The sequence below is a fragment of the Bacillus sp. HMA207 genome, assembly GCF_003402455.1.
Lineage (GTDB): Bacteria > Bacillota > Bacilli > Bacillales > Bacillaceae_G > Bacillus_A > Bacillus_A cereus.
The window spans coordinates 3,786,394-3,809,476 of the sequence record NZ_BEZT01000001.1 but is presented as its reverse complement, the minus strand read 5'-3'; the positions used below and the strand labels follow the sequence as shown (position 1 = coordinate 3,809,476).

Genomic DNA, 23,083 nt, shown 5'->3' with positions numbered 1-23,083 from the left:
ATGGAATGATAAATATGTTAAGCTTCAATTACGCTAAGCATTCTGTTTATAAATGCAGCTGCGTGAGCACGTTGTGATGGTCCTTTTGGTACGAATTGATTAAATTCATTACCTTTTACAATTCCATATCCATACACTCTTTGTACTTCTTCTTTAGCGTAAATTAAGTTTTGGTCTACGAATGGTAGTTCAACTTGTTTTGCAAAAATACCAGCGTGTTTTAGAGAACGATCGATCATAATAACAGCTTCTTCGCGTGTAATTGTAGTATTTGGATCAAATGTATTATCACCACGTCCGCGGATTATGCCTGCGCTTGCTGCACGATTAATACCGTCTCTTAAAGATGGGTGTACTTGTTCTAAGTCTGTGAAATTAGCATTTCCACTTGGTAATTGTAAAGCACGAGTAATTAATGTAGCAAATTCAGCACGCGTTACAAGACGTTCTGGGAAGTACTTGCCGTTCCCTTCTCCTTGCATAATGCCTCTAGCTGCTAATTGACGAATGTCTTGTTCATACCATCCACCTGTAATGTCATCAGTTACGGGATTTTTTTGGTTTTCCTTATAGTATGTTTCAGTTCCTTTTAAGAAAGCATCCCATTGTCCGCGTTGAATCATAAACGCAGGGCAGTTTTTTCCTGACCAAAATTGGTGTTTTTGGACCTTATCTAGAGAAATATTTAAGTCGTTCATTAAATAAGCTGCCAATTTACGTGCATTTTCTACCGCTTTTTCATAGTTTCCATCTTGATTAACGGCAATTTCAATTCCGATAGATTCATAGTTTCCAGTTTTATTTCCAGCATGCCATCCAACTTCATTTACTGGAAGATGTTGATAAATTTCTTTATCATCTACTGTGAAATGCCAAGATGCAGCGCGATCAGCTGTTCCGCGTGCTTGATTATCTAAGAATTTTGCATGATTCAGAGCATTAGCACCTTTCGCTGTATTAGCCGTTTCGTGAATCGTAATATATTTAGGCACCATCGGGTAGCCAGGGCGAATATCGTCATTTCCTTTTGGGACAATCATTTCTTTAAATGTAACGCCATAAATATTGTTTGTTTGTAGAGCTTCTGGCGATCTCAATAAACTATTTTTAGCAGTACGACTGTTTTTTAATAATGAAGCTTTTGTACCTTCAAATGTAGCAGAAGGTGCATAAATCCATTTTGCTGTTTCATTTATTTGGACTTTAAACCAATTTCCAGCTTGTTCAGTAGGAGTTATGACTTGTGGCTCTAGTTTTCCTTCTTCTTTAAACGATTGGAACGGAAGTGCATGTATGGAAGCTTCTTCTTTTACGATTAATTTTTGGTTAGATAGTTTATGAATCTCTTGAACTTCTAAGCTATTATCATTGTTATCTATCCATCCAGCGCCAGTTGACGTCGTTATGTAATAAGCATTTCCTTTTTTCTTTGTCGCCGTTACGACTTGTTCTGTAATCTCGATATTCGATTTGTTTTTTAAATCATTCGCGGTATATAATGAATGTTTTTTTGAAGTGTATAGTAGGAATTGGCCAGTAACCTCGATATCTTCTTCATGAGTACTATGCTCATTAACATGTTCTTTAATACTTTTAAAAACTTGATCCTCCGTATATACTTCGGCAGATTTTTCAGCACTCTCTGCAAATGAATAAGTAGGTGCAAGAACAGTTTGTAATGCAAGAGAGAGAGTTAAAACACTATAAAATTTCTTTTTCATATTTGTTTTTAACACATTAGATTGTGGAATCTAGTGTTAACAGTCCTCCTTTTTATATTGTATTTTCACTATGTATCGATTTTAACACTAATAAATTTTAACAAGAGAAAATCATGATGTCTATATACATGAGCAATATTCATAAAAAGAATTATTTGAAAAAATGTAAGAGAAACAGGTAAAACCTTCTGTATTGACCTGTAAACGCCCTTCAAGTAAACTAAAGAGAGTTTGCAAATGAAAAGGTGATAATGTTGTTAATTTCAATTAAAACGTTACAAGATGATCGTTTTTTACGTCCGCTACAAAATATTGGCGGCTTATTTTTTGAAGATAGTACGATTGGATTTGAACAAGAGGAAGCAAATCTGATCGTTGATATACACATTGAGGATAATGTGAAAGCATCTGCTCAATTGACGGATGTTAGCACAGGAAATGTGTATGAAGAAACATTCTCGAAAGATTTATCTGCTTTCACAGATGAAAAAGAGCGTATGAAGCAAGTGAAGCACGTTGTTTCTTATGTATATCTTTCTGTTCTTCAGCAGTTAACTGGTATTGAACAAAGCTGGGGTATTTTAACGGGAGTACGTCCGACGAAACTTCTTCACAAAATGCTTCAAAATGGTATGTCAAAAGAAGAAGCGCATCAAGAACTTCGTGAAAGTTATTTAATTCATGAAGAGAAAATTGAACTTCTTCAGCGCATTGTTGATTGCCAATTAGCAGTTGTTCCGGATTTATACCGTTTGAAAGAAGAAGTAAGTATTTATATCGGTATTCCGTTCTGCCCAACGAAATGTGCATACTGTACATTCCCGGCTTATGCAATTAATGGACGCCAAGGATCTGTTGATTCGTTCTTAGGTGGTTTACATTATGAAGTTCGTGAAATTGGTAAGTTTTTAAAAGAAAAAGGTGTAAAAGTTACGACGATTTATTACGGCGGCGGTACACCTACAAGTATTACAGCAGAAGAGATGGATATGCTGTATGAAGAAATGTATGAAGCGTTCCCAGATGTGAAAAATGTGCGTGAAGTAACAGTTGAGGCAGGTCGCCCAGATACGATCACGCCAGCAAAGCTAGAAGTGTTAAATAAATGGAACATTGACCGTATTAGTATTAATCCACAGTCATACCATCAAGAGACACTAAAAGCAATTGGACGTCATCATACTGTAGAAGAAACAATTGAGAAATACCATTTAGCTCGTGAAATGGGAATGAACAATATTAATATGGACTTAATTATTGGTCTTCCTGGTGAAGGGTTAGATATCTTCAAGCATACGTTAGATGAAACAGAAAAGTTAATGCCAGAATCATTAACAGTTCATACGTTATCATTTAAACGTGCTTCTGAAATGACGCAAAACAAACGTAAATATAAAGTAGCAGGTCGCGAAGAAATTACAGCGATGATGCACGAAGCAGAAGAGTGGACGCAAAAGCATAATTACGTACCATATTACCTATATCGTCAAAAGAATATTTTAGGTAACTTAGAGAACGTTGGTTATGCAATGCCGACGCAAGAAAGTATTTACAACATTGTCATTATGGAAGAAGTACAATCAATTATCGGACTTGGTTGTGGTGCATCAAGTAAATTTGTTCATCCGAAGACGGGAGCAATTACTCACTTCGCAAATCCGAAAGATCCAAAATCATATAACGATGGCTTTGTGAAATATACAGAAGATAAACTGAAAATTTTAGAAGAGCTATTTGCATAAGAAGAAAGAGGTTGTTCCGAGTCGGAACAACCTCTTTTTTATCCTGCAGTAACGGGCGGTCCGATTATATCTTGTCAGTTTTTGTCGGTAAGTTGATATATTCGAAAAATCGCCGATATAATTTCATTTACCGTCTAGCGGTACCGTATGTAAAACTATGTCGATAATAATCAGAAAAATTAGTCAAATCATTAGAGGACAATGTCTACTTATGGACGAAATGATAGATTTATGAAAGAGAAAAGGGGGAAATTGTTGGCATGTATATGACGATAGGGAGAATTTTTGATTTATCAGTTGGTAAGTATCCAAATAAAGAGGCGTTAGTGGAACCTGAAAAAAATATTCGCTGGACGTATAAACAGTGGGAGGAACAAATAAATAAAACAGCGCACGCTCTATTAGAAGAAGGAGTAAGAAAGGGAGATACGGTATCTGTTTACTTATATAATTGCCATGAATTTGTAAACGTTTACTTAGCCTGTGCGAAAATTGGTGCGATTTTTAACCCGATTAATTTCCGCTTAAAGGCGAAAGAAGTATCTTATATTCTTCAGGACGCATCCTCGAAAGTCGTTGTCTTTGAAAAAGCAGTTGAGTCAACTGTTGCTATAATTGAAAGAGATTTTCCAAATACATCTTTTTGGTCTATAGAAAACGATAAACCTTCCTATGCAAGTTCCTACCATGAAAAAGTGAATGAAGCATCTTCTGAGAAAGTAAATATCGAAATTGATGAAATGGATTATTGTTCAATGCTTTATACGAGCGGTACGACTGGGCATCCGAAAGGCGTATTACATCGTCATCGCGAAATGACTGAGCATAGTATGATTTGTACGTATTTCCTTAAATATAATAGAGATAGTGTTGGGCTTGTCGTGGCGCCTTTATATCACTGTGGTGAATTAAATGCCGGAATCATACCACGCATTCAAGTTGGCGGAAAGAATGTTATTTTGCATCATTTTGATACAGAAACAGTATTACATACGATTCAAGAAGAAAAGATTACGACGTTCTTTGCAGCGCCGACGATGTGGAATATGTTGTTGCAAAAAGATTTAGCTCAGTATGATTTAACGTCAATGAAAATCGGTATATATGGCGGAGCAGCAATGGCACCGGCGTTAGTGAAGGAATGTAAAGAACGTCTTTATATTGATCTTGTTCAAATATACGGAATGACAGAAATGGGGCCAGTTGTTGCATTTCTCGTAGAGGAGGATCAAATTACGAAAGCTGGTTCAGCAGGCACGCCATGTTTTAGCCATGAAGTTCGTATTGTGAAACCGAACGAGGATGCACCGGCAGAACCAGATGATGTATTACCTCCTTATGAAGTGGGAGAAATTATTTTACGCGGCCCAACTATGATGGCTGGCTATCATAATCGTGAAGAAGCGAATAAAAAATCGATGTATAAAGGATGGTATCATTCTGGTGATCTAGGCTATTTTGATAAAGACGGTTATTTATTCGTTGCTGATCGCGTTGATGATATGGTAATTAGCGGTGGCGTAAATATTTATCCTCGTGAAATTGAAGATTTCCTTCATAGTCATCCAGGTATATTAGATGTGGCGGTACTTGGTGAGCCAGATGAATTATGGGGAGAGCGTGTTGTGGCAGTTATTGTGAAGAAAGATGAAACAATAACAGAAGCTGATTTAGAAACGTATTGCAAAGAAAGTGATGAACTAGCAGATTATAAACGTCCGCGTCATTATTTATTTGTAGATGAACTCCCTCGTAATGCGAGCGGGAAGTTGCAGAAGTTTGTACTGAGGGAGTCGTTGAAAGGTGCGAAAAAATAGAAAATGCAGGATGCCCCATATCTATGGGGTATCCTGCATTCTTCTGTATTAAACAGAAGAAACAATATCTTTGTTAATTCTCATTTCTTCTTGGTGAAGGTTAATTAGCGCATTTGAAATAAGGTGGAAACACAAAGTGAATGTAATACAAAAAGAAAAGACACCCTAAGGTGCCTTTCTCCGACTTGAACCATTTCATTTCATACGAATCGGAATCTATCCGTATTACCATTACCCCTTTGTTATGAGTGTAAACACACACTATAAAGCAGAATCGTCTATATACACTAGATTGTTAGTTCACAAAAGACAAGAGATTTGAGATCAATATCGAAGTGACGCCACATCCCCTATAATAATTGATATGTTACGCCTTTTAAAAGAATCTGCTTTATAGAACGTGCCCACAAGTTATATTTTACTACATGTAATATTCATTTAGTGTATTTTTTGATGAATATGTATAATTACATAAACTGTATGAAAAAAAAGAGAGTATACTCTAATATTGTGTAATAAAGATGAAGCCCGCCTACGAATAGGGGGCTTTTCTTACTTTTTATAAATATTTATTCCAATTATATTATCAGATGAGTCTAAACGAATATAAACGTCAGCTGATAAAAGGTGTGCATTATATATTCGTTGTTTATATGTTGATATCTCGAAGCGTTTTCCATTTAATTCACATTCTAGAATAATCATATCGCCATGTTCTTTCCAAGTTATTAATTTAGCAGTTGTATTCATATAAACCTCCTCTGAATCATTTTATGAAAATTAATAGAGATAGTGTGAGAAAGGAGTTTATATAACAAAAAAAGACACCTTAAGTGTCTTCTTTGATTACTATAAAAGTCGTTGAATAAAATAGGTTTCTATTTTTATTTGCGTGAAAAGCCTTCTTCATCAAGGTATTCCGCAGCTTCTGGATAAGAGTTGAATGTACCGTCTAAGTTTACACCAGCGTACACGTTCCACATGTCATCCTCTGAAATAAGAGTAAGAATATGACCATCTTCGTTCTGCCATTCTTCTTCTTTCGCAGGTTCTACAGGTGCTACTACTTCTTCTTGTGATAGAAGGTCAATTGATTTCTCAATTACTGAACGTAACTCCTCTGCTGAAAACTCACGGATGTTAACCATGCCTTTATCATCTGTTTTATAACCTTTAATACCGCTTGCATATACAAATCCATTTCCATTTGGGTGTAAATGAAATACAACGTTCTTTTTATCTAAACGACTTTCTTCAAAGTGGAAGTTTACACGTTTTAATGATACGTTCTTTCTTTCTAGTTCTGGGAAAGATTCAATAATCGATAATTTTTCTTCAAAAGTTAGCATAGTGCCTCCAAGTATATAGTAAAAGATTTAATTTGTTCATTATAGCATAGTTGCAATTGTTTCCAAAGATAAGGGGAAAACTTTTCGTTGAATACGTTTACGTCACGAGAATGTAAAAAGTGAGCTAACGAATGTATCTTTTTAGGTGTACAATGGAACATGGACTTTATACAAAGGTGGTTTTTTTATGTTTCAAAAAATAGCAAAGGAATGTTTAGCAGGATTTACTGTTGCGATTGTTGCGTTACCACTTGCGATTGCATTTGGTATTGCTGCGACAGGAACGTCTGAGGGAGCGCTTGTTGGATTGTATGGTGCGATTTTTGCAGGTTTATTCGCAGCGTTATTTGGCGGGACACCTGGGCAAGTAACAGGACCAACTGGACCAATTACCGTTATTGCAACAGGAGTTATTGCGACGCACGGGTTAGAGGCAAGTTTTATTGCCTTTATGATGGCAGGGTTATTTCAAATTTTATTCGGTGTATGTAAGCTCGGTTCTTACGTTCGATATATTCCGTATCCTGTCGTTTCGGGATTTATGAATGGTATTGCATTAATCATTATTTTAGGCGAAATAAAGCACGTACAAAATAGTTTTTTACTTGTTGTGTTAACGATTATTGTAATGATTGTTTCTGGTAAATGGATTAAGGCGATTCCGTCTAGTTTAGTAGCACTAGTCGGTGTGACAGCTTTGCTTCCTTTATTTTCTTCCTTACTCGAAGGACTTACAGTAAAGTTACCGATTATCGGAAATCTTTCACTAAATAAAGTAATTGAAAAGATTGGAACCATTCCAGAAGCGATGCCTACGCTTCATATTCCATCTTTAAGTGGAACAGGAATAGCAGCACTTATTTTGCCAGCGATTAGTATTGCTTTATTAGGATCGATTGACTCGTTGTTAACATCGGTCGTAATGGACAATGTGACAGGTACACGTCATAAAAGTAATAAAGAACTGGTCGGACAAGGTATCGGTAATATGATGAGCGGATTGTTTGGCGGATTAGCAGGTGCAGGTGCGACTGTAAGGTCTATCGTGAATATAAGAAGTGGCGGTAAAACGGCACTTTCGGCATGTATGCATAGTGTTATCTTATTTATTTTTATTATGGGTCTTGGTTCGGTCGTACAATATATTCCACTTGCTGTATTATCAGGTATTTTAATTTTAACTGGTATTGGAATGTTCGATTGGGGAAGCATGAAAAAGATGCATGTCGCTCCTAAAGGTGATGTCGTTGTTATGCTCGTAACGATGATTGTAACGGTGAAGTTCGATTTAATGATTGCTGTTGCATTCGGTATTATTCTTTCGTTCATCATATATATGGTGAAATGTAAAGAACGCAAAACTTCTATCGTAAAAGAAAAAGAAGAAACGTACACAATTCAAGGACCGCTCTCTTTCCTATCAGTAGATCGTATTTTCTCTACTTTACAAGATGTGAAGTCACCGGTTGTTTTACGTATGAAAGATGTGCGTTATATGGATGTATCAGGAGCTATGGCATTATTAAATTTTGTTGAGCAATCAAATAAAGTAGGAGCAAGTGTAAAGCTTGAGCAAGTACATCCGAGTATTGAAAAAACAATCGCAGTAATGGCAAGCGATGAACAGAAAGAGCAATTGAAAATTTTAAGTGTTTAGATGGTAATTAGAATATCTCACAATCTTACATAAATTATAATGTAGAGTTGTGGGATATTTTTATAATGTTTTTAGTAATATGTATCGCAGTGATAGAGAGGAAGGGCTCTTTTTGCGTAACAGAAACGGTTATAGTGTGTACATATATAATGGAAGGAATTAGAAAAAATATTGTGAAGAGACAGGCTTAAATGGGTTCTCTTTTCTATTTTGAAAAAAAAACCAAGTATTCAACCTATAATAAATTTGTTATGATAACCAATGGGATAAAGTGAATTCCTATCGTTTAAAACAATATGTTTGAGAGTATATGTATAAAAGAAAAGAGAAAAAATATGAATAAAACATTTGTAAAAGGAGCAGCAATTTTAACCATTACAACTTTTTTGTCGAAATTGCTGGGTAGTTTTTTTCAAATTCCATTACAAAATATTGCAGGAGATGAAGTGCTCGGTATTTTCCGCCTTGTTTTTCCTGTATATATGATTGCTCTTACATTATCGGTAGCCGGAGTTCCACTTGCAATTTCGAAACTAATTGCAGAGTTGAACGAAAAAAATAAGCAAAAGGAAATTGCGAAATTATTTAAATCAGCGTCAATTATTGGGATAGCATTTGGCGTTTTCGGCTGTTTAGTCATTGTATTATTTTCTATTGAAATTGCAAATATGCTTGGTGGACAAGAAACTAGAATGCCGTTGCTTATCACTTCATTAGCATTACTCATTGCGCCATACATGGCGGTGTATAGAGGGTATTTTCAAGGTTTCGGTGATATGAAACCAACAGGGGGATCACAGGTCATTGAGCAATTTGTACGTGTGTTTTTTATGTTAATAATTGCTTACATACTAGTATCATGGGATAAGAGTAATGCTGTTATTACTAGTGGTGCGATGGTTGGCTCTTTTCTTGGAGTCATTAGTTCGCTTATATATTTGCGTATAAAATATAATAGAAGTCCATACTACAATAAAAGCAATTCCTATTCGCTCCGAGATTTAAGAGAAAACAGCAAAAAGATATTGCGGGTATCGATCCCAATCGCTATCGGAGCTTTATCAATGCCACTTTTAAATTTAGTAGACTCGCTTACAATACCGCATGTATTACAAGGATCATCAACAGAAATTCAAGAACAATTTGGAATATACAGTCGCGGTTTTGCATTCACGCAAATAATTGTTATTTTTGCAAGTGCAATTGTATTTCCGTTAATACCACTCTTAACTTCCGCATTGGCCAAAAGAGATATAAATTTGGCGAAAATAACAATTCAAAATACAAATCGACTAGCGCATGTTTTGACAGCACCGTTAACAATATGGTTGATGGCATTAACAGTACCGTTAAATGTCGGATTGTTCACAGATGTAAAAGGCAGTAGTATGTTAACAGTTATGATTGGCAGTTCGTATTTTACTGCGGTTATGGTATTATCAATAGGTGTTTTACAGGGCATTAACCGTTCTGCACAAGCTGCATGGATTGTTATTGGTGCGAGTTGTGTGAAAGTCGTGTTAAACATTATGTTCGTGCAGAAGTTTGGCATAGATGGAGCGGCGTATAGTACATTAATTACTTACGTATTGATTTGTATTGTAAATCATTTGTATATTCGAAGCTATATTGCCTATTCTATTCATTTAAAAAGCTTTTTTGGTGTGCTAGCAATAGCATGTATTTTGGGACTAGGATTGTATGAATTATGTAATGTGATAAATATTACATCTTCAAGAATTATGACGTTATTATTCAGTGGTATAGCATTAAGTATTACAACCATTTTGTATGGTGTATGTGCTTTGAAATTAAAATGGATATCAATAAACAAAATACCATTTTTAAAAAGATAAATATAGAAATTTAATTTTTTATTATAATTCATATGAACTGATAAAGAGGAAACTATGTAGGGTATCAAGTGTTTAGGTAAGGAATGGGTACTAGTTTATGTTAGATGAAATAAATGGTTACCTAGTTTTGGAGGAGATTTAGGGTGCGTTTAGTCTTATCAGGATATTATGGTTTTTATAATGTTGGAGACGAGGCGATTCTACAATCAATTATTGAATCGTTAAGTAAAGAGAACCCGGATATAGAACTAGTAGTACTATCAAATGATTCTAAATATACAAAGGAAATGTATGGTGTAGAATCGGTAGATCGCTGGGATATAAAAGCTGTTTATCATGCGATAAAAAACAGTGATGGAGTTATTAGCGGTGGCGGGAGCCTTCTTCAAGATCAGACAAGTACGAAGAGTATTCTATATTATACGGGTATTATGGGACTCGCTCGATTATTAAAAAAGCCGTATTATATTTATTCACAAGGAATAGGTCCAATTACAAAAGGATATAATCGTCTATTAGTAAAATGGAACTTGTCAAAAGCTTCCTATGTATCAGTTCGAGATGAGGATTCGTTTTTATATTTAAAAGAACTTGGCATAAAAAACGATATTGAAATTGTTCCAGACCCTGTTTTAACATGGAAACGGACAAAACAATCGGATTGGTTGCAAAAGCATTCGATACATGGAAAAGTAATTGCGGTTAGTGTGCGTTATTGGAATGCAAAAGAAGATTATATAAAAAAATTAGCTGCGGCATTAAAAAAATTAAAGCAAGAAGGATACCAAATTCTATTTGTTCCAATGCATGAGCCATTTGATCAAAAAGCTTCGCGTGAAGTAGTAGACTTAATGGGAGAAGAGACGTATATGCTTCCATATAAAATGGATATCGACGAGAAAATATTCATTTTATCACAATGTTCATTACTAATTGGTATGCGTCTTCATGCACTAGTTTTTTCTGCTGTAGCCAAAACTCCAATGGTCGGGATTTCATACGATCCAAAAATTGATTCGTTTTTAAGTCAAGTGAATCAGCCAGTTATAGGAAGTGTGGATGGCGAATGGAGTGCTGAATATTTATATGAAATTGCGAAAAAGCAATTAATGCAACAAGGAACTGTGCAGCAAGAGTTACAATTGACAATAGATGAGCTTCGGTTGCAAGGCAAACAGGCAACAAAGAAACTCATTGATCATATGGAAAAAGGCACTTTATTAAAAAAGTAAAGTGTCTTTTATTTTGTTTTGAATGTAATGAAAATTCAAATTAAAAAACGTTTTATTTTAATTCCTATTTATTATGCTAAAATGATTGTGATTATTATATAATCAAATTTGTGATAATAAATTCGTAGATTACGAGGAGGATAACCTTGAAGACTTTTTCAAAAGGTATAACAGCAGTGGCATTAACGGGATCATTACTTTTAACTCCTATTTCAAGTTATGCGGCAAATGATGATATTACAGGACATATGTTTGAGACGAATATGCGCTCACTTATTACTAAAGGAGTTTTAATGGGGTATGGAGACAATGTATATGCGCCTGATAAATTAGTAACAAGAGCAGAGTTTGCTACATTCATAGCGAGGGCTTTAAATTTACCGAAAGCTGATTCGAATTTCGAGGATGTGCCGAAGACTTACGGTTTATATGATGGTGTAAGTAGAGCATATGGAGCGAAAATTATTAATGGTCGTACGAACGAGACGTTCTCACCAAATGATGTGATTACACGTGAAGAAATGTCGATAATGGTAAAGCGAGCGTTAGACTATAAAAATATTAAAGTAGCTGTAAGTCCGCTTACCTTTACTGATAAAGATAGTATTAACTATAAAGAGCATGTGCAAGTTATGGTGGCTACTCAAATTATTAAAGGGTATCCAGAAGATAATACATTTAGACCACATTTATCAGCTACAAGAGGGATGGCTTCAGCTATGTTGGATCGCATGCTTCAGACGATTGAAAAAAACGGAAATAGCAATCCTGTAGAAACTAAGAAATATGTCGTGACAAATGTAAGAGAAAACGGAACAGAGCAAGAAGTAGAGCGCTATAATACGTATAAAGAAGCGGTTACCGCTGCTCAAAATAAAGGTATGAATGCGGTAAAATACGAGAACGAATTTTTATGGATTAAAGATGGTTTTGCAAGTGCGAAAAGAATAACTGGGCAAAACATCATTAATATTTATGATGAGAATTTATCAACAGTATATACGTATATTCAGTATGGAACAGAATTGAAAGTGTTAGAAGTTGGCGAAGATCGTGTGAAAGTTCAACTTTCTGGTTTGACAGGTTATGTGAAGAAGAATGAAATCACTTTAATTCCTACCAATGAAATGAAACAGTCGTCTTATTATGTGAAATCAGATGGATATTTATACCATAAATATTATACATATAATACAAGTTCACCTGGATATACAGAATTTAGATATGGTGTGGCACCTTCTTTCATGAAGCAAGGACAGCAAATGTATAGTGTAGATGGAAAGACATTTGGAGACGAAACTTTCTATCAATATTTCAATTATTTATCATTACGTTCGAAAACAGATTATACAGCTGAACAACTAGATAGTTATGTGAAATCGATTAAGCCAGACTCTCCATTAATTGGTTTAGGAAAGAAATTTAAAGAAGTAGAAAGCAAGTATAATGTAAATGCATTATTCTTATATTCATTAGCAATTCATGAAAGTTATTATGGAACAAGCGCTCTTGCAAAAGACAAAAATAATTTATTTGGTTTAAAAGCAACAGACGATAGTCCATATGGTAACGGAGAAGCATTCAATTCAAAAGAAGATTGTATTGAACATGCAGCAAAATTATACATGAATGAAGGATATTTAAATCCAGGACATTGGCGTTATACAGCAACATATACAGGTGATAAAGCTGCTGGTTTAAATGCGAAATATGCATCTGATGCGAACTGGGGTAAAAAAGTAGCGGGGCATATGAACCGTTTTGATTCTTATTTAGGTAAAAAAGAATACAACAAGTACAAACTTGCACGTGTGATGAATAACGTGGAAGTGAAAAAGAATCCTAGTATATCAAATGAGCGACTGTATCGTTTAAATACAAATGTAGTTGTCACAGTTACTGGTGAAGAAATAATAAATGGAAAAGCGTGGGTTAAAGTTATTTCAGATAATCCTACTGTAACAGAAGCGTATATTGCAAAAGAAAGCTTAGAGTACGTAAAACATTAATTAAATAAAAAAGAAGGTGCTACTAATATTTCGTAGCACCTTCTTTTTATCCCGCTATTTGCCGGGCAGTAATCCCCCACCTCAAAATTCAGTGGAAGCAAGGAAGTTAGGTGGGGAATGAACTGCCCGTAAAAGCCCGATTGGTTCAACTAATAATCAGTGGGGGATGAACAAAACCCCCACTGATTAAAGTTTCACTTTATTCAATTTCAAAATCAACAATGATATAGGCGAGTATAACAACGAAGAAAATGCTAACGGCTGGCGCTGTTAATACGTGGCCAGACATAAAGCCAATGCCAAGTGATAGAATGAGTGTGCTCGCTAATAGCATATACTTTACGCTCATGATTTTCTTAAAGTTTGTGATCATGCGGATGAATAATTTAATACCAAAGTATAGAAGTGGTATTAAGTAAATAAGGAAACCGACAATTCCAAATGCGAAAAATAGGTCATGGAAGTCCATTTCAATTAATTTAATTTTATCTGTGTAGTTACCAGCGTAACCCATTCCGAATAGTTTTTGTGAAAGCGGTGCGTCTTTATAGTACTGTTTGTATGTTTTTAAGAATTTGTCGCGATCGCTGTAAATTAAACTTTTTACTTCAGAATCTGTAAGTTCACCTTTTGCATGTTTTTTTGCATCTTCTGGATCTTCTTTAATTACTTTTCCTTCTTTTCGATCTTTCTCTTCTTGTACTGATTTTTTGTATTCGTATATTTGCATGTGAATGCCCATATTTTTTGCGATAGGAGTATGTGGTGTAAGAGCAATTAAACCTCCTAGTATAACAGCGGCAACAACGGTATTTACAATATGTGTGAATCCTTTTCCTTCTTTTTTACGATTTATCATATATTCAATGAATGAGAAGAAAAGTGCTACGCCTAATGTAATAACAATTGCGCCATATCCGACTTTCGTTCCGACCATAATACTTGCATACATCGCAAGTATTGTTGGAATCCAGTAATATATTTTTGAGAAAGAAGTTGTTTTATGAATCGAATATAAGACAATGATTGGGAACATAATGGCGAAAAGAGAACTTAAATCATTTCCAGCGAAGAACCAACCTCTTGAACCGATTTTTGAGTGAGGATAGCTTGGGAAATCCGTTCCAGTTTGCATTGCGACAATCATTGTGATGCTTAAAATTAAAGTTGCATATAAGAAATATGTAATGATTTTATGAAATACATACTCTTTATTTTTTAGCTCTTTAAAGGCGATAATATATCCAAACAGTAGCACAATTGGATATACGCTCTTTAAGATAAATTTAACTTCTTCTCCAAATGAAACTGGAGATTTAACCATCATATTATTTACAAGACCGATTGCGAGTGCGATTCCGAGTAAACATAAATAGAAGATGTACTTTTTCGCATCTTGTTGTTTGTGATGAAGAAGTAGGTATCCTAATGCAAGAAGCATAAAGGCGAAACGGACTACAACTCCAACTGTTGCGCTCATGTGTAGTATATAGATTGAAAAAGATGTTAATAAATCTAAAATTGGTTGAAACACAATGAATAGCAATAGGAAATGTGGGAAGTAGTTATCCGTTTGTTTCAACTTATTAACCATATGTTCCTCCAGTTCTTCATTCCTTTATTACAACACCCAAAAGATGGGTATAAAGCCTTTTTTACATAGTAAGGCGAATGAATTTCAATATTTGTTTTTTTATCCTGCTATTTGCCGGGCAGTAAGACCCCGCCTCAAAATACAATACAGCGGAAGCAAAGAAGTTAGGTGGGGGCGGGCTGCCCGTAAAAGCCCGATTGGTGAGGACTAATAATCAGTGGGGGATGAACACCCCCCACTGATTAAAGTCTCACTTTATCAAACTTAAGAATACACCATTTCATTGTAATGGTAAATAGATGAAAAGCATGGATAAACCGACTTTAATTTCTATATTTTTCAACGGAATTGTATGTTTTATACGGTATATGTACAAATTGTGAGATTATTAGACGGAAAATTGAGAAAAAAGAAGGATTTTTCAGTGGTTTTCTATAATTATATAAGTATAATCTTTATGGAGAAAAGAGGGGTATATATAATGGAAATAACAAGTAAAACAGAATCTGTCGTTGTGAAATATGAAGGGCACGTTGCAACGGTTATGGTCAACCGCCCAGAGGTGTTAAATGCGTTAGATGAGCCGACCTTAAAAGAGTTATTACAAAAGTTGAAAGAAGTAGCGGAAAGTTCTGCGCATATCGTTGTGTTATGCGGGAACGGTCGTGGTTTTTCTGCGGGTGGGGATATTAAATCGATGCTTTCAAGTAATGATGAAAGTAAGTTTGATGGTATTATGAATACCATTTCTGAAGTTGTCGTGACATTATATACGATGCCAAAGCTTGTTATTAGTGCAATTCATGGACCAACTGCAGGTCTTGGGTTAAGTATTGCGTTAACAGCTGATTATGTAATGGCGGATATATCATCTGTTATTGCAATGAACTTTATTGGAATCGCTTTAATTCCAGATGGAGGCGGTCATTTCTTCCTTCAAAAGCGCGTCGGTGAAAATATGACGAAGCAAATTATTTGGGAAGGTAAGAAGTTATCAGCGACAGAAGCGCTTGATATCGGCTTAATTGATGAAGTAATCGGCGAAGATTTCCAAACGGCTGTGAAACAAAAAATTAATGAATGGTCACAAAAACCGATTAAAGCAATGATTCAAACGAAGCAAATTTTATGTGAAGTAAATCGCTCTAATTTAGAGCAAACATTGCAATTAGAAAAGCGTGGTCAATATGCAATGAGACAAACAGCGGATCATAAAGAAGGTATTGCTGCGTTTTTAGAGAAACGTTTACCAGCATTTAAAGGGGAATAAAGTTTGTCCATTCCTCACTGATTATTAGCTCGTTAATTCGGGATAAAGGGGAGAAAGTGCTAACACATTTTAGTATAATTGTGTTAGCACTTTTTTTTAGGAGTAATACATGAAGAGAATAATTGGTGTTATCACTATTATTTTGCTTACATATTCTGCTTTGCATAGTACACCATCTTTGGCAGTTCGGACTGCGTTATTTTTTGAGGGACATCCAAGTGTTGCATTTTCTGACGGGGTGACGAAAGAAAAAGATGTGAAAAAAGAAGCGATTCCAGATGAGTATCAAACTCTATATGGTAAGGACGAAGACTTAGAGCACTATTTCTTTCCACATGTAAGAGCACATGGATCAGGAATTGATATGTTAAGTGCATGCGTGAAGAAAAAATGGTTTTTCTATAAAGCAGAGCTCGGATGTTATTAAATATAGGAGGATGAATGATGTCAGCATATAACAAGTTAGTCAGAGATCGTGTTCCAGAGAAGATTTTAATGTCTGGAAAAACATATACAGCACAAAAATTAACAGGTCAAGCCTACATACAAGCTTTAGCGAAAATTGGAACGGAAGAAATTCGTGAATTTGCTTCTATGAAAGAACGCGAACATGCACTAGATTCTCTTGCAGATGCGCTAGAGGTTATCATTTCATTAGCACGTGCAGAAGGTGCATCGATTGAAGATGTGGAACGCCTTCGTAAGCAAAAAGAGATAGAGCGCGGTGGATTTGAAAGAGGTATTTATTTATTAGATGTTTCAGAAGAATAGTTTTATAGGAAAAGCATAGCGTTACTGAGTAACGCTATGCTTTCTTGTTGCAATGAAGCTAATAATGAAGAAGATAGCTGTTAATATCCAGCCGATTGTAATAGAAGTAGTAGTATGAATGGCATAAGAGATTTGTAAACAAAATAATGATGCTAAAAACCAAATGAGTGCAATGTGTATATATTTTTTTGATATATTCATATTTCAGGACTCCTTTTGTATACTAAAAAGAATTTTACTACAATTTAGAAAATTTAGCTATATAAGTAGAGGTTTTCTGGCGAATTTTGTATACTGAATAGTAGAGAAAATGAGGAGGAAACGACAATGGCACACCATACGAAAGAAACGATGGAACTGATTAAGGAGCTTGTCTCTATTCCGAGTCCATCTGGAAATACAGCAAAAATTATTAATTTCATTGAAAACTATGTCAGTGAGTGGAACGTAGAAACGAAACGTAATAATAAGGGAGCTCTTATTTTAACGGTAAAAGGGAAGAATGATGCGCAGCACCGCTTATTAACGGCACACGTTGATACGTTAGGTGCGATGGTGAAAGAAATTAAGCCTGACGGTCGCCTGAGTCTTTCTATGATTGGTGGATTTCGCTGGAACTCTGTAGAAGGAGAATATTGCGAAATTGAAACATCAAGTGGCAAGACATATACAGGAACGATTTTAATGCATCAAACATCTGTACATGTATATAAAGATGCAGGTGAAGCAAAACGCGATGAGAAAAATATTGAAGTTCGTATTGATGAGCGCGTATTTTCAGCTGATGAAGTACGCGAATTAGGAATTGAAGTAGGAGACTTCGTTTCATTTGATCCGCGTGTTCAAATTACAGAGAGTGGATACATAAAATCCCGTCATTTAGATGACAAAGTAAGTGTTGCGATTTTATTAAAATTAATTAAAAGATTACAAGATGAAAACGTAACATTACCATATACGACGCATTTCTTAATTTCTAATAATGAAGAGATTGGATACGGTGGTAATTCTAACATTCCTGAAGAAACTGTTGAATACTTAGCAGTTGATATGGGAGCGTTAGGTGATGGACAAGCATCTGATGAATATACAGTATCTATTTGTGCAAAAGACTCTAGCGGCCCGTATCATTACGCACTGCGTAAACATTTAGTAGAGCTTGCGAAAACGAATCATATTGAATATAAAGTAGATATTTATCCATACTACGGATCTGATGCATCAGCTGCGATTCGCGCGGGATTTGATGTGAAACATGCTTTAATTGGAGCGGGTATTGATTCTTCTCACGCATTTGAACGTACACATGAAAGTTCTATTGCGCATACAGAAGCATTAGTGTATGCATATGTAATGTCTAATTTAATTGAAGAATAATTTCATAGATAATAGAGAGCTGATTAAAGATATTATTTTTAATCAGCTTTTTATTTGGCAAAGCGATTAGGAGACATGTTCTAATCGCTTTTTTATCCCGCTATTTGCCGAGTAGTAAGACCCCTACCTCAAAATTCAGCGAAAGCAAAAAAGTTAGATGGGGACCGGGCTGCCTGTAAAAGCCCGATTGGTGAGGGCTGATTAAAGTTTTTTATATACATTCATTATAAGTTATATATATGCGATTTTTGTTATACGGCCGGAAACGTATTTACTATAGATATATAATGTTATACACTATGAAAGGAATTAATTAATAGTTAATATTTTTTAGTTAGCTTGAATAAAAAAATTGTATGAATATGAAGTTTTGAGAGGAGATTTATTTTTCATGAAGTACAAAGCAATAGCCGCAGGTTTATTAGCAGCAAATTTACTAGCACATCCAATTAGTAGTTTAGCAGAAACGAAGAAATTTCCTGATGTTTCAGATAGTGCGTGGTCGAAAGACGCAATTTATTATTTAGTAGAGAGAAATGTAATTAACGGTATGCCAGATGGTAACTTTATGCCATACGGAAATTTAACACGTGCCCAAGCAGCAAAGATTATCGCAACAGCAATTGGTGCTAAAGTAGATCCGAATGCAAAGCCGTCTTATAATGATGCAAAAAATAATTGGGCAGCTTCATTTATTGCAGCCATGGAAAAAGAGAATATTATTAAAGGGCGAGAACCAGGAGTATTTGATCCTGAAGGAAAAGTAACTCGTGCTGAAATGGCAGCTATGCTTGTAAGAGCATATAATCTGAAAAGCAAAGTAACAGGACCAGTTCCTACAAAATTCGCTGATTTAGAGAATCATTGGGGTAAAGAAGAAGTTAATATTTTAGTAGAATTAAAACTTTCTTTAGGTACAGAGAATGGCTGGAAACCGAATGATTCTATTACGCGTGAACAAGCAGCTCAGCTTACTGCGCAAACAGATAAATTTAGCAAGAATAGTGATCGTCCAGTAGAAACAAAGAAAATGTACATAGATAGAAAATTCATTACATATCACGCACCATCATTAAGTTCTGGGATTAGTGCGAATCAGCATAATCCACAAACGGTAGAAATTAAAGAAGAACGAGATGGATGGATCAAAATTGCAACAAGTAACGGTGATAAATGGACACCTTTAGTAGAGAAAACGGAAGTTATTAATGAAGGATTCACTACTTATGCAGAAGCTTCTTCTTCGTCAAAAGTAATGGGAACACATAACGCACAGCAAGTAACTGTTATTGAAGAGAACGGCAGCTGGATTCGTATCCGCATGGGCGCTGGTTTCCAATGGGTTAATAAAAATCAATTAAATCCAGTGAAGCAAGGGAATTTCTTAGAAGGAAAAGCGATTATTATTGATCCAGGTCATGGTGGAGCAGATTCAGGTAATCCAGGTTATTATGAGAAAGAAAGTGAAACTGTATTAGATGTATCATTACGATTACAGAAAATATTTGAGAAAAAGACACCATTTACTGTGTTATTCACTCGTACAGATGATACACGTCCAGGAACAAGTGCTTCTGATTCTTTAAAGAAACGTGTAGAATTTGCTCAAAAAAATAATGGGGATATTTTTGTAAGTATTCATGGTAATGGCACGGAAGAGAAAAATGGACAAGGTACAGAAACATTCTACTATGAATCAGCGACAGCAAGAGGAACAAATCCTAACGTATCAGAAAGTCGTTTATTAGCAGAAAAAATTCAAGAGCGTCTTGTAGATGCACTGGGAACAAAAGATCGTGGTGTGAAAAAAGGCGATTTATACGTAATTAGAGAAAATACAATGCCAGCTGTATTAGCAGAATTAGCATTTGTAGATAATAAAAGTGATGCAGATAAAATAGCTACACCAGCGCAAAGACAAAATGCAGCGGAAGCTATTTATCAAGGTATTTTAGATTACTATGAAGAAATGGGTAACAACGTGTCTTCTTTCCGTTAATAAATAATAAGAGATTGCCATTGGCAGTCTCTTTTATTTATTAACGTTTCTCTTTATTTCCGGCATATGATATCATTTAATTTTATATACAAAAAAGTATTTGAGTAATTGTAATCATAACAATTTTAAACGATAGAGGATGATAATAGATTGAATAATCATAGTAAAACACCTGCCTGTATATATACGTATGCATTTCGTGAGGAGGAGCGTGCTTTATGTTACTTGGAAATGCGCTCGTTCTTTGGAATGGAGTCGCACGTTAATATTTTAAAAAGTGATGTAAAAATTGACCCGAGTAGAAGTGCGTTTATGAAAGAGCGCGTTGAGGTTATGTATGAAGGGGACGACTTAGAAAGCATTTTAAAACAAGTGGAACAAATTGATTTAGCGGGGGCGTCGTTTAAAGTTATCTTCGTTAAAATCAATGACCTCGTTGGAGAAAATAAAATTGAATATGGAGAAAGACGTCTTATTGAACGAGACCTTGGCATGCATATTGAAGGAGAAGCGGATGTTCGTAATCCAGAGCGTGTATTCGGGATTGTTCCTCTTGGAGGACGCTGGTACTTCGGGCACTATGTAGAAAGCGAACCAGTTTGGTATCATCACATAAAAAAACCGCATAGTTATTCGACATCACTTAGCACACGTGTTGCGAGATCGGTTGCAAATATCGCTGTACCAAATCCAGAGGGAGTACGAGCAATTGACCCGTGCTGCGGTATTGGAACAGTAGTAGTAGAAGCACTTTCTATGGGGATTAACATCGTTGGTAGAGATATAAATCCACTTGTAGTTCTTGGAACAAGAAAAAATATCGCACATTTCGGATTTGAAGGAACAGTAACAAAAGGACCAATCGAGGAAATTACTGAGAACTACGACGTTGCCATTATCGATATGCCGTACGACCTATTTACGCATGCCACACCAGAAGACCAGCTCTCCATTCTTTCAAGTGCACGCCGCATCGCTAAAAAGGTAGTCGTTGTCACGATGGAAACAATGGACGACATGATCCATGAAGCAGGATTTGAAATTAAGGATCGCTGTATTACAAGAAAAGGATCATTTACTAGACAAATTCTTGTTTGTGAATAAGAAAGGAAGGTCACCCGTTTGGGTGACCTTTTTAGTGTAGTTTGATGTGTGATTGATTGGTGGTGTAGATAGATGAATTAGCGGAATTTGTCGGTAAGTCGATATTCCATGGCAAATCGCCGATATATTGTGTTGAATCGCTGATATATTCCGAGAATCGTCGATATCGTTACATTAGAATATTACTGTTCTTTTAATTTTTCTTGTTGTGCGATTAATAAATTGCGTAATACGTGTCCGCGGTAACTTTCTAATTTTCGTCCTTGATGATAGCGTACGCCTAATTTTTTTAGTTCAGCTACGTACCAGCCCTTTGTTCCGTAATACATGGGATCACTTCCTTTTTGTTTTTGAACAGTATATGTTGGGGGGCGAAGTAACTTTACATTGAAAATAATAAGACTGGTTGTATCAAGGGGGCCCCTATAACATAGCCTCTGGACAGTGTATAAAAAAATAGACAGTAGTGTATGTTTTTCTAAACAATGCATACAAATTTATACCCTATGCGTTGGCATGATATTTGCAATGAAAAGAGTATCAACGTATAGGGGAGAGATCGAAATGAAGGTTAGTAAAATATATACAACGATTGATGCACACGTAGCTGGGGAGCCGCTTCGAATTATTACGGGTGGTGTGCCAGAAATAAAAGGAGAAATGCAGCTGGAAAGACGCGCCTACTGTATGGAACATTTGGATTACCTTCGTGAAGTTCTTATGTATGAACCGAGGGGGCATCACGGGATGTATGGTTGTATTATTACCCCGCCTGCAAGTGCCCACGCTGATTTTGGTGTTTTATTTATGCACAATGAAGGATGGAGTACGATGTGTGGTCATGGCATTATTGCTGTCATTACAGTTGGAATTGAAACAGGCATGTTTGAAGTGAAGGGGGAAAAACAAAAGTTCATTATTGATAGCCCGGCTGGGGAAGTCATTGCGTATGCAAAATATAACGGGAGTGAAGTAGAATCTGTATCATTTGAAAATGTCCCTTCATTTGTATACAAAAAAGACGTTCCTATTAAAATAGATAACTATGAATTTCAAGTAGATATCGCGTTTGGAGGAGCATTTTACGCTGTTGTAGACTGTAAAGAATTTGGTTTGAAAGTTGATTTTAAAGACTTGCCTGCTATTCAAACGTGGGGCGGTAAAATTAAACATTATATAGAGAGCAAAATGGAAGTGAAGCATCCACTTGAAGAAGGTTTAAAAGGAATATACGGCGTTATTTTTTCAGATGAACCGAAAGACAAAGGTGCTACGCTACGAAATGTAACGATTTTTGCTGATGGGCAAGTAGATCGTTCTCCTTGCGGTACAGGAACTTCCGCAAGAATCGCAACTCTTTTTGGAAAAGATGCTTTACAAAAGGGAGAAATTTTCGTCCATGAATGCATTACTGACGGGAAATTCGAGGGGGAAGTATTGTCGGTAACCGCAGTAGATACATATGAAGCTGTCGTTCCAAAAGTAACGGGGAATGCCTTTATTACAGGATTTCATCAGTTCGTTGTAGACCCGAGAGATGATTTGAATCGAGGATTTTTGTTAGGATAAGAGGAGGGGGTGGAAA

At 35.7% G+C, this 23,083-nt stretch carries 19 protein-coding genes; 13 read left to right on the top strand and 6 right to left on the bottom strand.

Annotated features, from left to right (window positions below; genetic code table 11):
- Positions 1-17: 17 nt before the first annotated feature.
- Complete coding sequence (locus HMAS_RS19695; RefSeq protein WP_044307491.1) at positions 18-1,721, bottom strand: S-layer homology domain-containing protein; 1,704 nt, start codon at positions 1,719-1,721, stop codon at positions 18-20.
- A gap of 251 nt (positions 1,722-1,972) precedes the next feature.
- Between HMAS_RS19695 and HMAS_RS19690 the strand changes: the two genes are divergently transcribed.
- Complete coding sequence (locus HMAS_RS19690; RefSeq protein ID WP_002164625.1) at positions 1,973-3,463, top strand: coproporphyrinogen III oxidase; 1,491 nt, start codon at positions 1,973-1,975, stop codon at positions 3,461-3,463.
- A 260-nt stretch (positions 3,464-3,723) separates the two neighbouring features.
- Positions 3,724-5,280 (top strand): fatty acid--CoA ligase, encoded by a 1,557-nt coding sequence (locus tag HMAS_RS19685; RefSeq protein WP_044307489.1) that lies wholly within the window; start codon positions 3,724-3,726, stop codon positions 5,278-5,280.
- Positions 5,281-5,832: 552 nt separating this feature from the next.
- Here the strand turns inward: HMAS_RS19685 and HMAS_RS19680 are convergent.
- Together HMAS_RS19680 and HMAS_RS19675 are read right to left on the bottom strand one after the other, a co-directional pair.
- Complete coding sequence (locus HMAS_RS19680; RefSeq protein WP_001098262.1) at positions 5,833-6,030, bottom strand: hypothetical protein; 198 nt, start codon at positions 6,028-6,030, stop codon at positions 5,833-5,835.
- Positions 6,031-6,164: 134 nt separating this feature from the next.
- Entirely contained in the window at positions 6,165-6,629 is a 465-nt protein-coding gene (locus HMAS_RS19675) for a hypothetical protein (RefSeq protein ID WP_000954998.1), read from the bottom strand.
- Positions 6,630-6,816: 187 nt separating this feature from the next.
- On the opposite strand from HMAS_RS19675, the gene HMAS_RS19670 reads away from it, so the two are divergent.
- The 4 genes from HMAS_RS19670 (at position 6,817) to HMAS_RS19655 (ending at position 13,383) form a co-directional block, all read left to right on the top strand.
- Complete coding sequence (locus tag HMAS_RS19670) at positions 6,817-8,286, top strand: SulP family inorganic anion transporter (protein WP_070179147.1); 1,470 nt, start codon at positions 6,817-6,819, stop codon at positions 8,284-8,286.
- A 335-nt stretch (positions 8,287-8,621) separates the two neighbouring features.
- Positions 8,622-10,142 carry a putative polysaccharide biosynthesis protein gene (locus HMAS_RS19665; protein WP_116344982.1) on the top strand — a complete coding sequence of 507 codons (1,521 nt, stop codon included), beginning with the start codon at positions 8,622-8,624 and terminating at the stop codon, positions 10,140-10,142.
- A 143-nt stretch (positions 10,143-10,285) separates the two neighbouring features.
- Positions 10,286-11,374, top strand: a complete 1,089-nt coding sequence (csaB, locus tag HMAS_RS19660; RefSeq protein WP_001241591.1) for a polysaccharide pyruvyl transferase CsaB — start codon at positions 10,286-10,288, stop codon at positions 11,372-11,374.
- A gap of 146 nt (positions 11,375-11,520) precedes the next feature.
- Positions 11,521-13,383, top strand: coding sequence for an S-layer homology domain-containing protein (locus HMAS_RS19655; protein WP_000847506.1), 1,863 nt, complete (start codon positions 11,521-11,523; stop codon positions 13,381-13,383).
- Positions 13,384-13,582: 199 nt separating this feature from the next.
- Here the strand turns inward: HMAS_RS19655 and HMAS_RS19650 are convergent, their stop codons facing one another.
- Positions 13,583-14,977: an O-antigen ligase family protein gene (locus HMAS_RS19650; protein ID WP_016121969.1), complete on the bottom strand. Its 1,395-nt coding sequence runs from the start codon at positions 14,975-14,977 to the stop codon at positions 13,583-13,585.
- A gap of 457 nt (positions 14,978-15,434) precedes the next feature.
- Between HMAS_RS19650 and HMAS_RS19640 the strand changes: the two genes are divergently transcribed.
- From HMAS_RS19640 to HMAS_RS19630, 3 genes are all read left to right on the top strand, one after another.
- Positions 15,435-16,247 carry an enoyl-CoA hydratase gene (locus HMAS_RS19640; RefSeq protein ID WP_001999174.1) on the top strand — a complete coding sequence of 271 codons (813 nt, stop codon included), beginning with the start codon at positions 15,435-15,437 and terminating at the stop codon, positions 16,245-16,247.
- 109 nt (positions 16,248-16,356) lie between these two features.
- On the top strand, positions 16,357-16,674 hold the full coding sequence (locus tag HMAS_RS19635; RefSeq protein WP_116344981.1) for a hypothetical protein: 318 nt from the start codon (positions 16,357-16,359) through the stop codon (positions 16,672-16,674).
- A gap of 17 nt (positions 16,675-16,691) precedes the next feature.
- Positions 16,692-17,018, top strand: coding sequence for a nucleoside triphosphate pyrophosphohydrolase (locus tag HMAS_RS19630; protein ID WP_001277350.1), 327 nt, complete (start codon positions 16,692-16,694; stop codon positions 17,016-17,018).
- Between the two features lie 21 nt (positions 17,019-17,039).
- Here the strand turns inward: HMAS_RS19630 and HMAS_RS19625 are convergent, their stop codons facing one another.
- Positions 17,040-17,219, bottom strand: coding sequence for a hypothetical protein (locus tag HMAS_RS19625; protein ID WP_001027085.1), 180 nt, complete (start codon positions 17,217-17,219; stop codon positions 17,040-17,042).
- A gap of 126 nt (positions 17,220-17,345) precedes the next feature.
- Here HMAS_RS19625 and HMAS_RS19620 point away from each other — a divergent pair, with 126 nt between their 5' ends.
- The 3 genes from HMAS_RS19620 (at position 17,346) to HMAS_RS19610 (ending at position 21,498) form a co-directional block, all read left to right on the top strand.
- A complete protein-coding gene (locus tag HMAS_RS19620; RefSeq protein WP_000930085.1) occupies positions 17,346-18,395 on the top strand; it encodes a M42 family metallopeptidase in 1,050 nt (349 codons plus the stop codon).
- Positions 18,396-18,786: 391 nt separating this feature from the next.
- The gene (locus HMAS_RS19615) at positions 18,787-20,394 is read left to right on the top strand and encodes an N-acetylmuramoyl-L-alanine amidase (protein ID WP_000875328.1); all 1,608 of its coding nucleotides are present in this window, start codon (positions 18,787-18,789) and stop codon (positions 20,392-20,394) included.
- Positions 20,395-20,544: 150 nt separating this feature from the next.
- Positions 20,545-21,498 carry a TRM11 family SAM-dependent methyltransferase gene (locus HMAS_RS19610; protein WP_025709965.1) on the top strand — a complete coding sequence of 318 codons (954 nt, stop codon included), beginning with the start codon at positions 20,545-20,547 and terminating at the stop codon, positions 21,496-21,498.
- Positions 21,499-21,680: 182 nt separating this feature from the next.
- Here HMAS_RS19610 and HMAS_RS19605 read toward each other — a convergent pair whose 3' ends face one another.
- Positions 21,681-21,956 carry a YflJ family protein gene (locus tag HMAS_RS19605; RefSeq protein WP_116344996.1) on the bottom strand — a complete coding sequence of 92 codons (276 nt, stop codon included), beginning with the start codon at positions 21,954-21,956 and terminating at the stop codon, positions 21,681-21,683.
- A 106-nt stretch (positions 21,957-22,062) separates the two neighbouring features.
- On the opposite strand from HMAS_RS19605, the gene HMAS_RS19600 reads away from it, so the two are divergent.
- Positions 22,063-23,067 (top strand): proline racemase family protein, encoded by a 1,005-nt coding sequence (locus HMAS_RS19600; protein WP_025709966.1) that lies wholly within the window; start codon positions 22,063-22,065, stop codon positions 23,065-23,067.
- The last annotated feature ends 16 nt before the right edge of the window (positions 23,068-23,083 follow it).

Bases quoted from the DNA above. Each gene is read 5' to 3' on its own strand.
- HMAS_RS19695 (WP_044307491.1), bottom strand. From the start codon at position 1,721: ATGAAAAAGAAATTTTATAGTGTTTTAACTCTCTCTCTTGCATTACAA.
- HMAS_RS19615 (WP_000875328.1), top strand. From the start codon at position 18,787: ATGAAGTACAAAGCAATAGCCGCAGGTTTATTAGCAGCAAATTTACTA.
- HMAS_RS19675 (WP_000954998.1), bottom strand. From the start codon at position 6,629: ATGCTAACTTTTGAAGAAAAATTATCGATTATTGAATCTTTCCCAGAA.
- HMAS_RS19685 (WP_044307489.1), top strand. From the start codon at position 3,724: ATGTATATGACGATAGGGAGAATTTTTGATTTATCAGTTGGTAAGTAT.
- HMAS_RS19640 (WP_001999174.1), top strand. From the start codon at position 15,435: ATGGAGAAAAGAGGGGTATATATAATGGAAATAACAAGTAAAACAGAA.
- HMAS_RS19620 (WP_000930085.1), top strand. From the start codon at position 17,346: ATGGCACACCATACGAAAGAAACGATGGAACTGATTAAGGAGCTTGTC.
- HMAS_RS19670 (WP_070179147.1), top strand. From the start codon at position 6,817: ATGTTTCAAAAAATAGCAAAGGAATGTTTAGCAGGATTTACTGTTGCG.
- HMAS_RS19635 (WP_116344981.1), top strand. From the start codon at position 16,357: ATGAAGAGAATAATTGGTGTTATCACTATTATTTTGCTTACATATTCT.
- HMAS_RS19680 (WP_001098262.1), bottom strand. From the start codon at position 6,030: ATGAATACAACTGCTAAATTAATAACTTGGAAAGAACATGGCGATATG.
- HMAS_RS19600 (WP_025709966.1), top strand. From the start codon at position 22,063: ATGAAGGTTAGTAAAATATATACAACGATTGATGCACACGTAGCTGGG.
- HMAS_RS19650 (WP_016121969.1), bottom strand. From the start codon at position 14,977: ATGGTTAATAAGTTGAAACAAACGGATAACTACTTCCCACATTTCCTA.
- HMAS_RS19690 (WP_002164625.1), top strand. From the start codon at position 1,973: ATGTTGTTAATTTCAATTAAAACGTTACAAGATGATCGTTTTTTACGT.
- HMAS_RS19665 (WP_116344982.1), top strand. From the start codon at position 8,622: ATGAATAAAACATTTGTAAAAGGAGCAGCAATTTTAACCATTACAACT.
- HMAS_RS19630 (WP_001277350.1), top strand. From the start codon at position 16,692: ATGTCAGCATATAACAAGTTAGTCAGAGATCGTGTTCCAGAGAAGATT.
- HMAS_RS19625 (WP_001027085.1), bottom strand. From the start codon at position 17,219: ATGAATATATCAAAAAAATATATACACATTGCACTCATTTGGTTTTTA.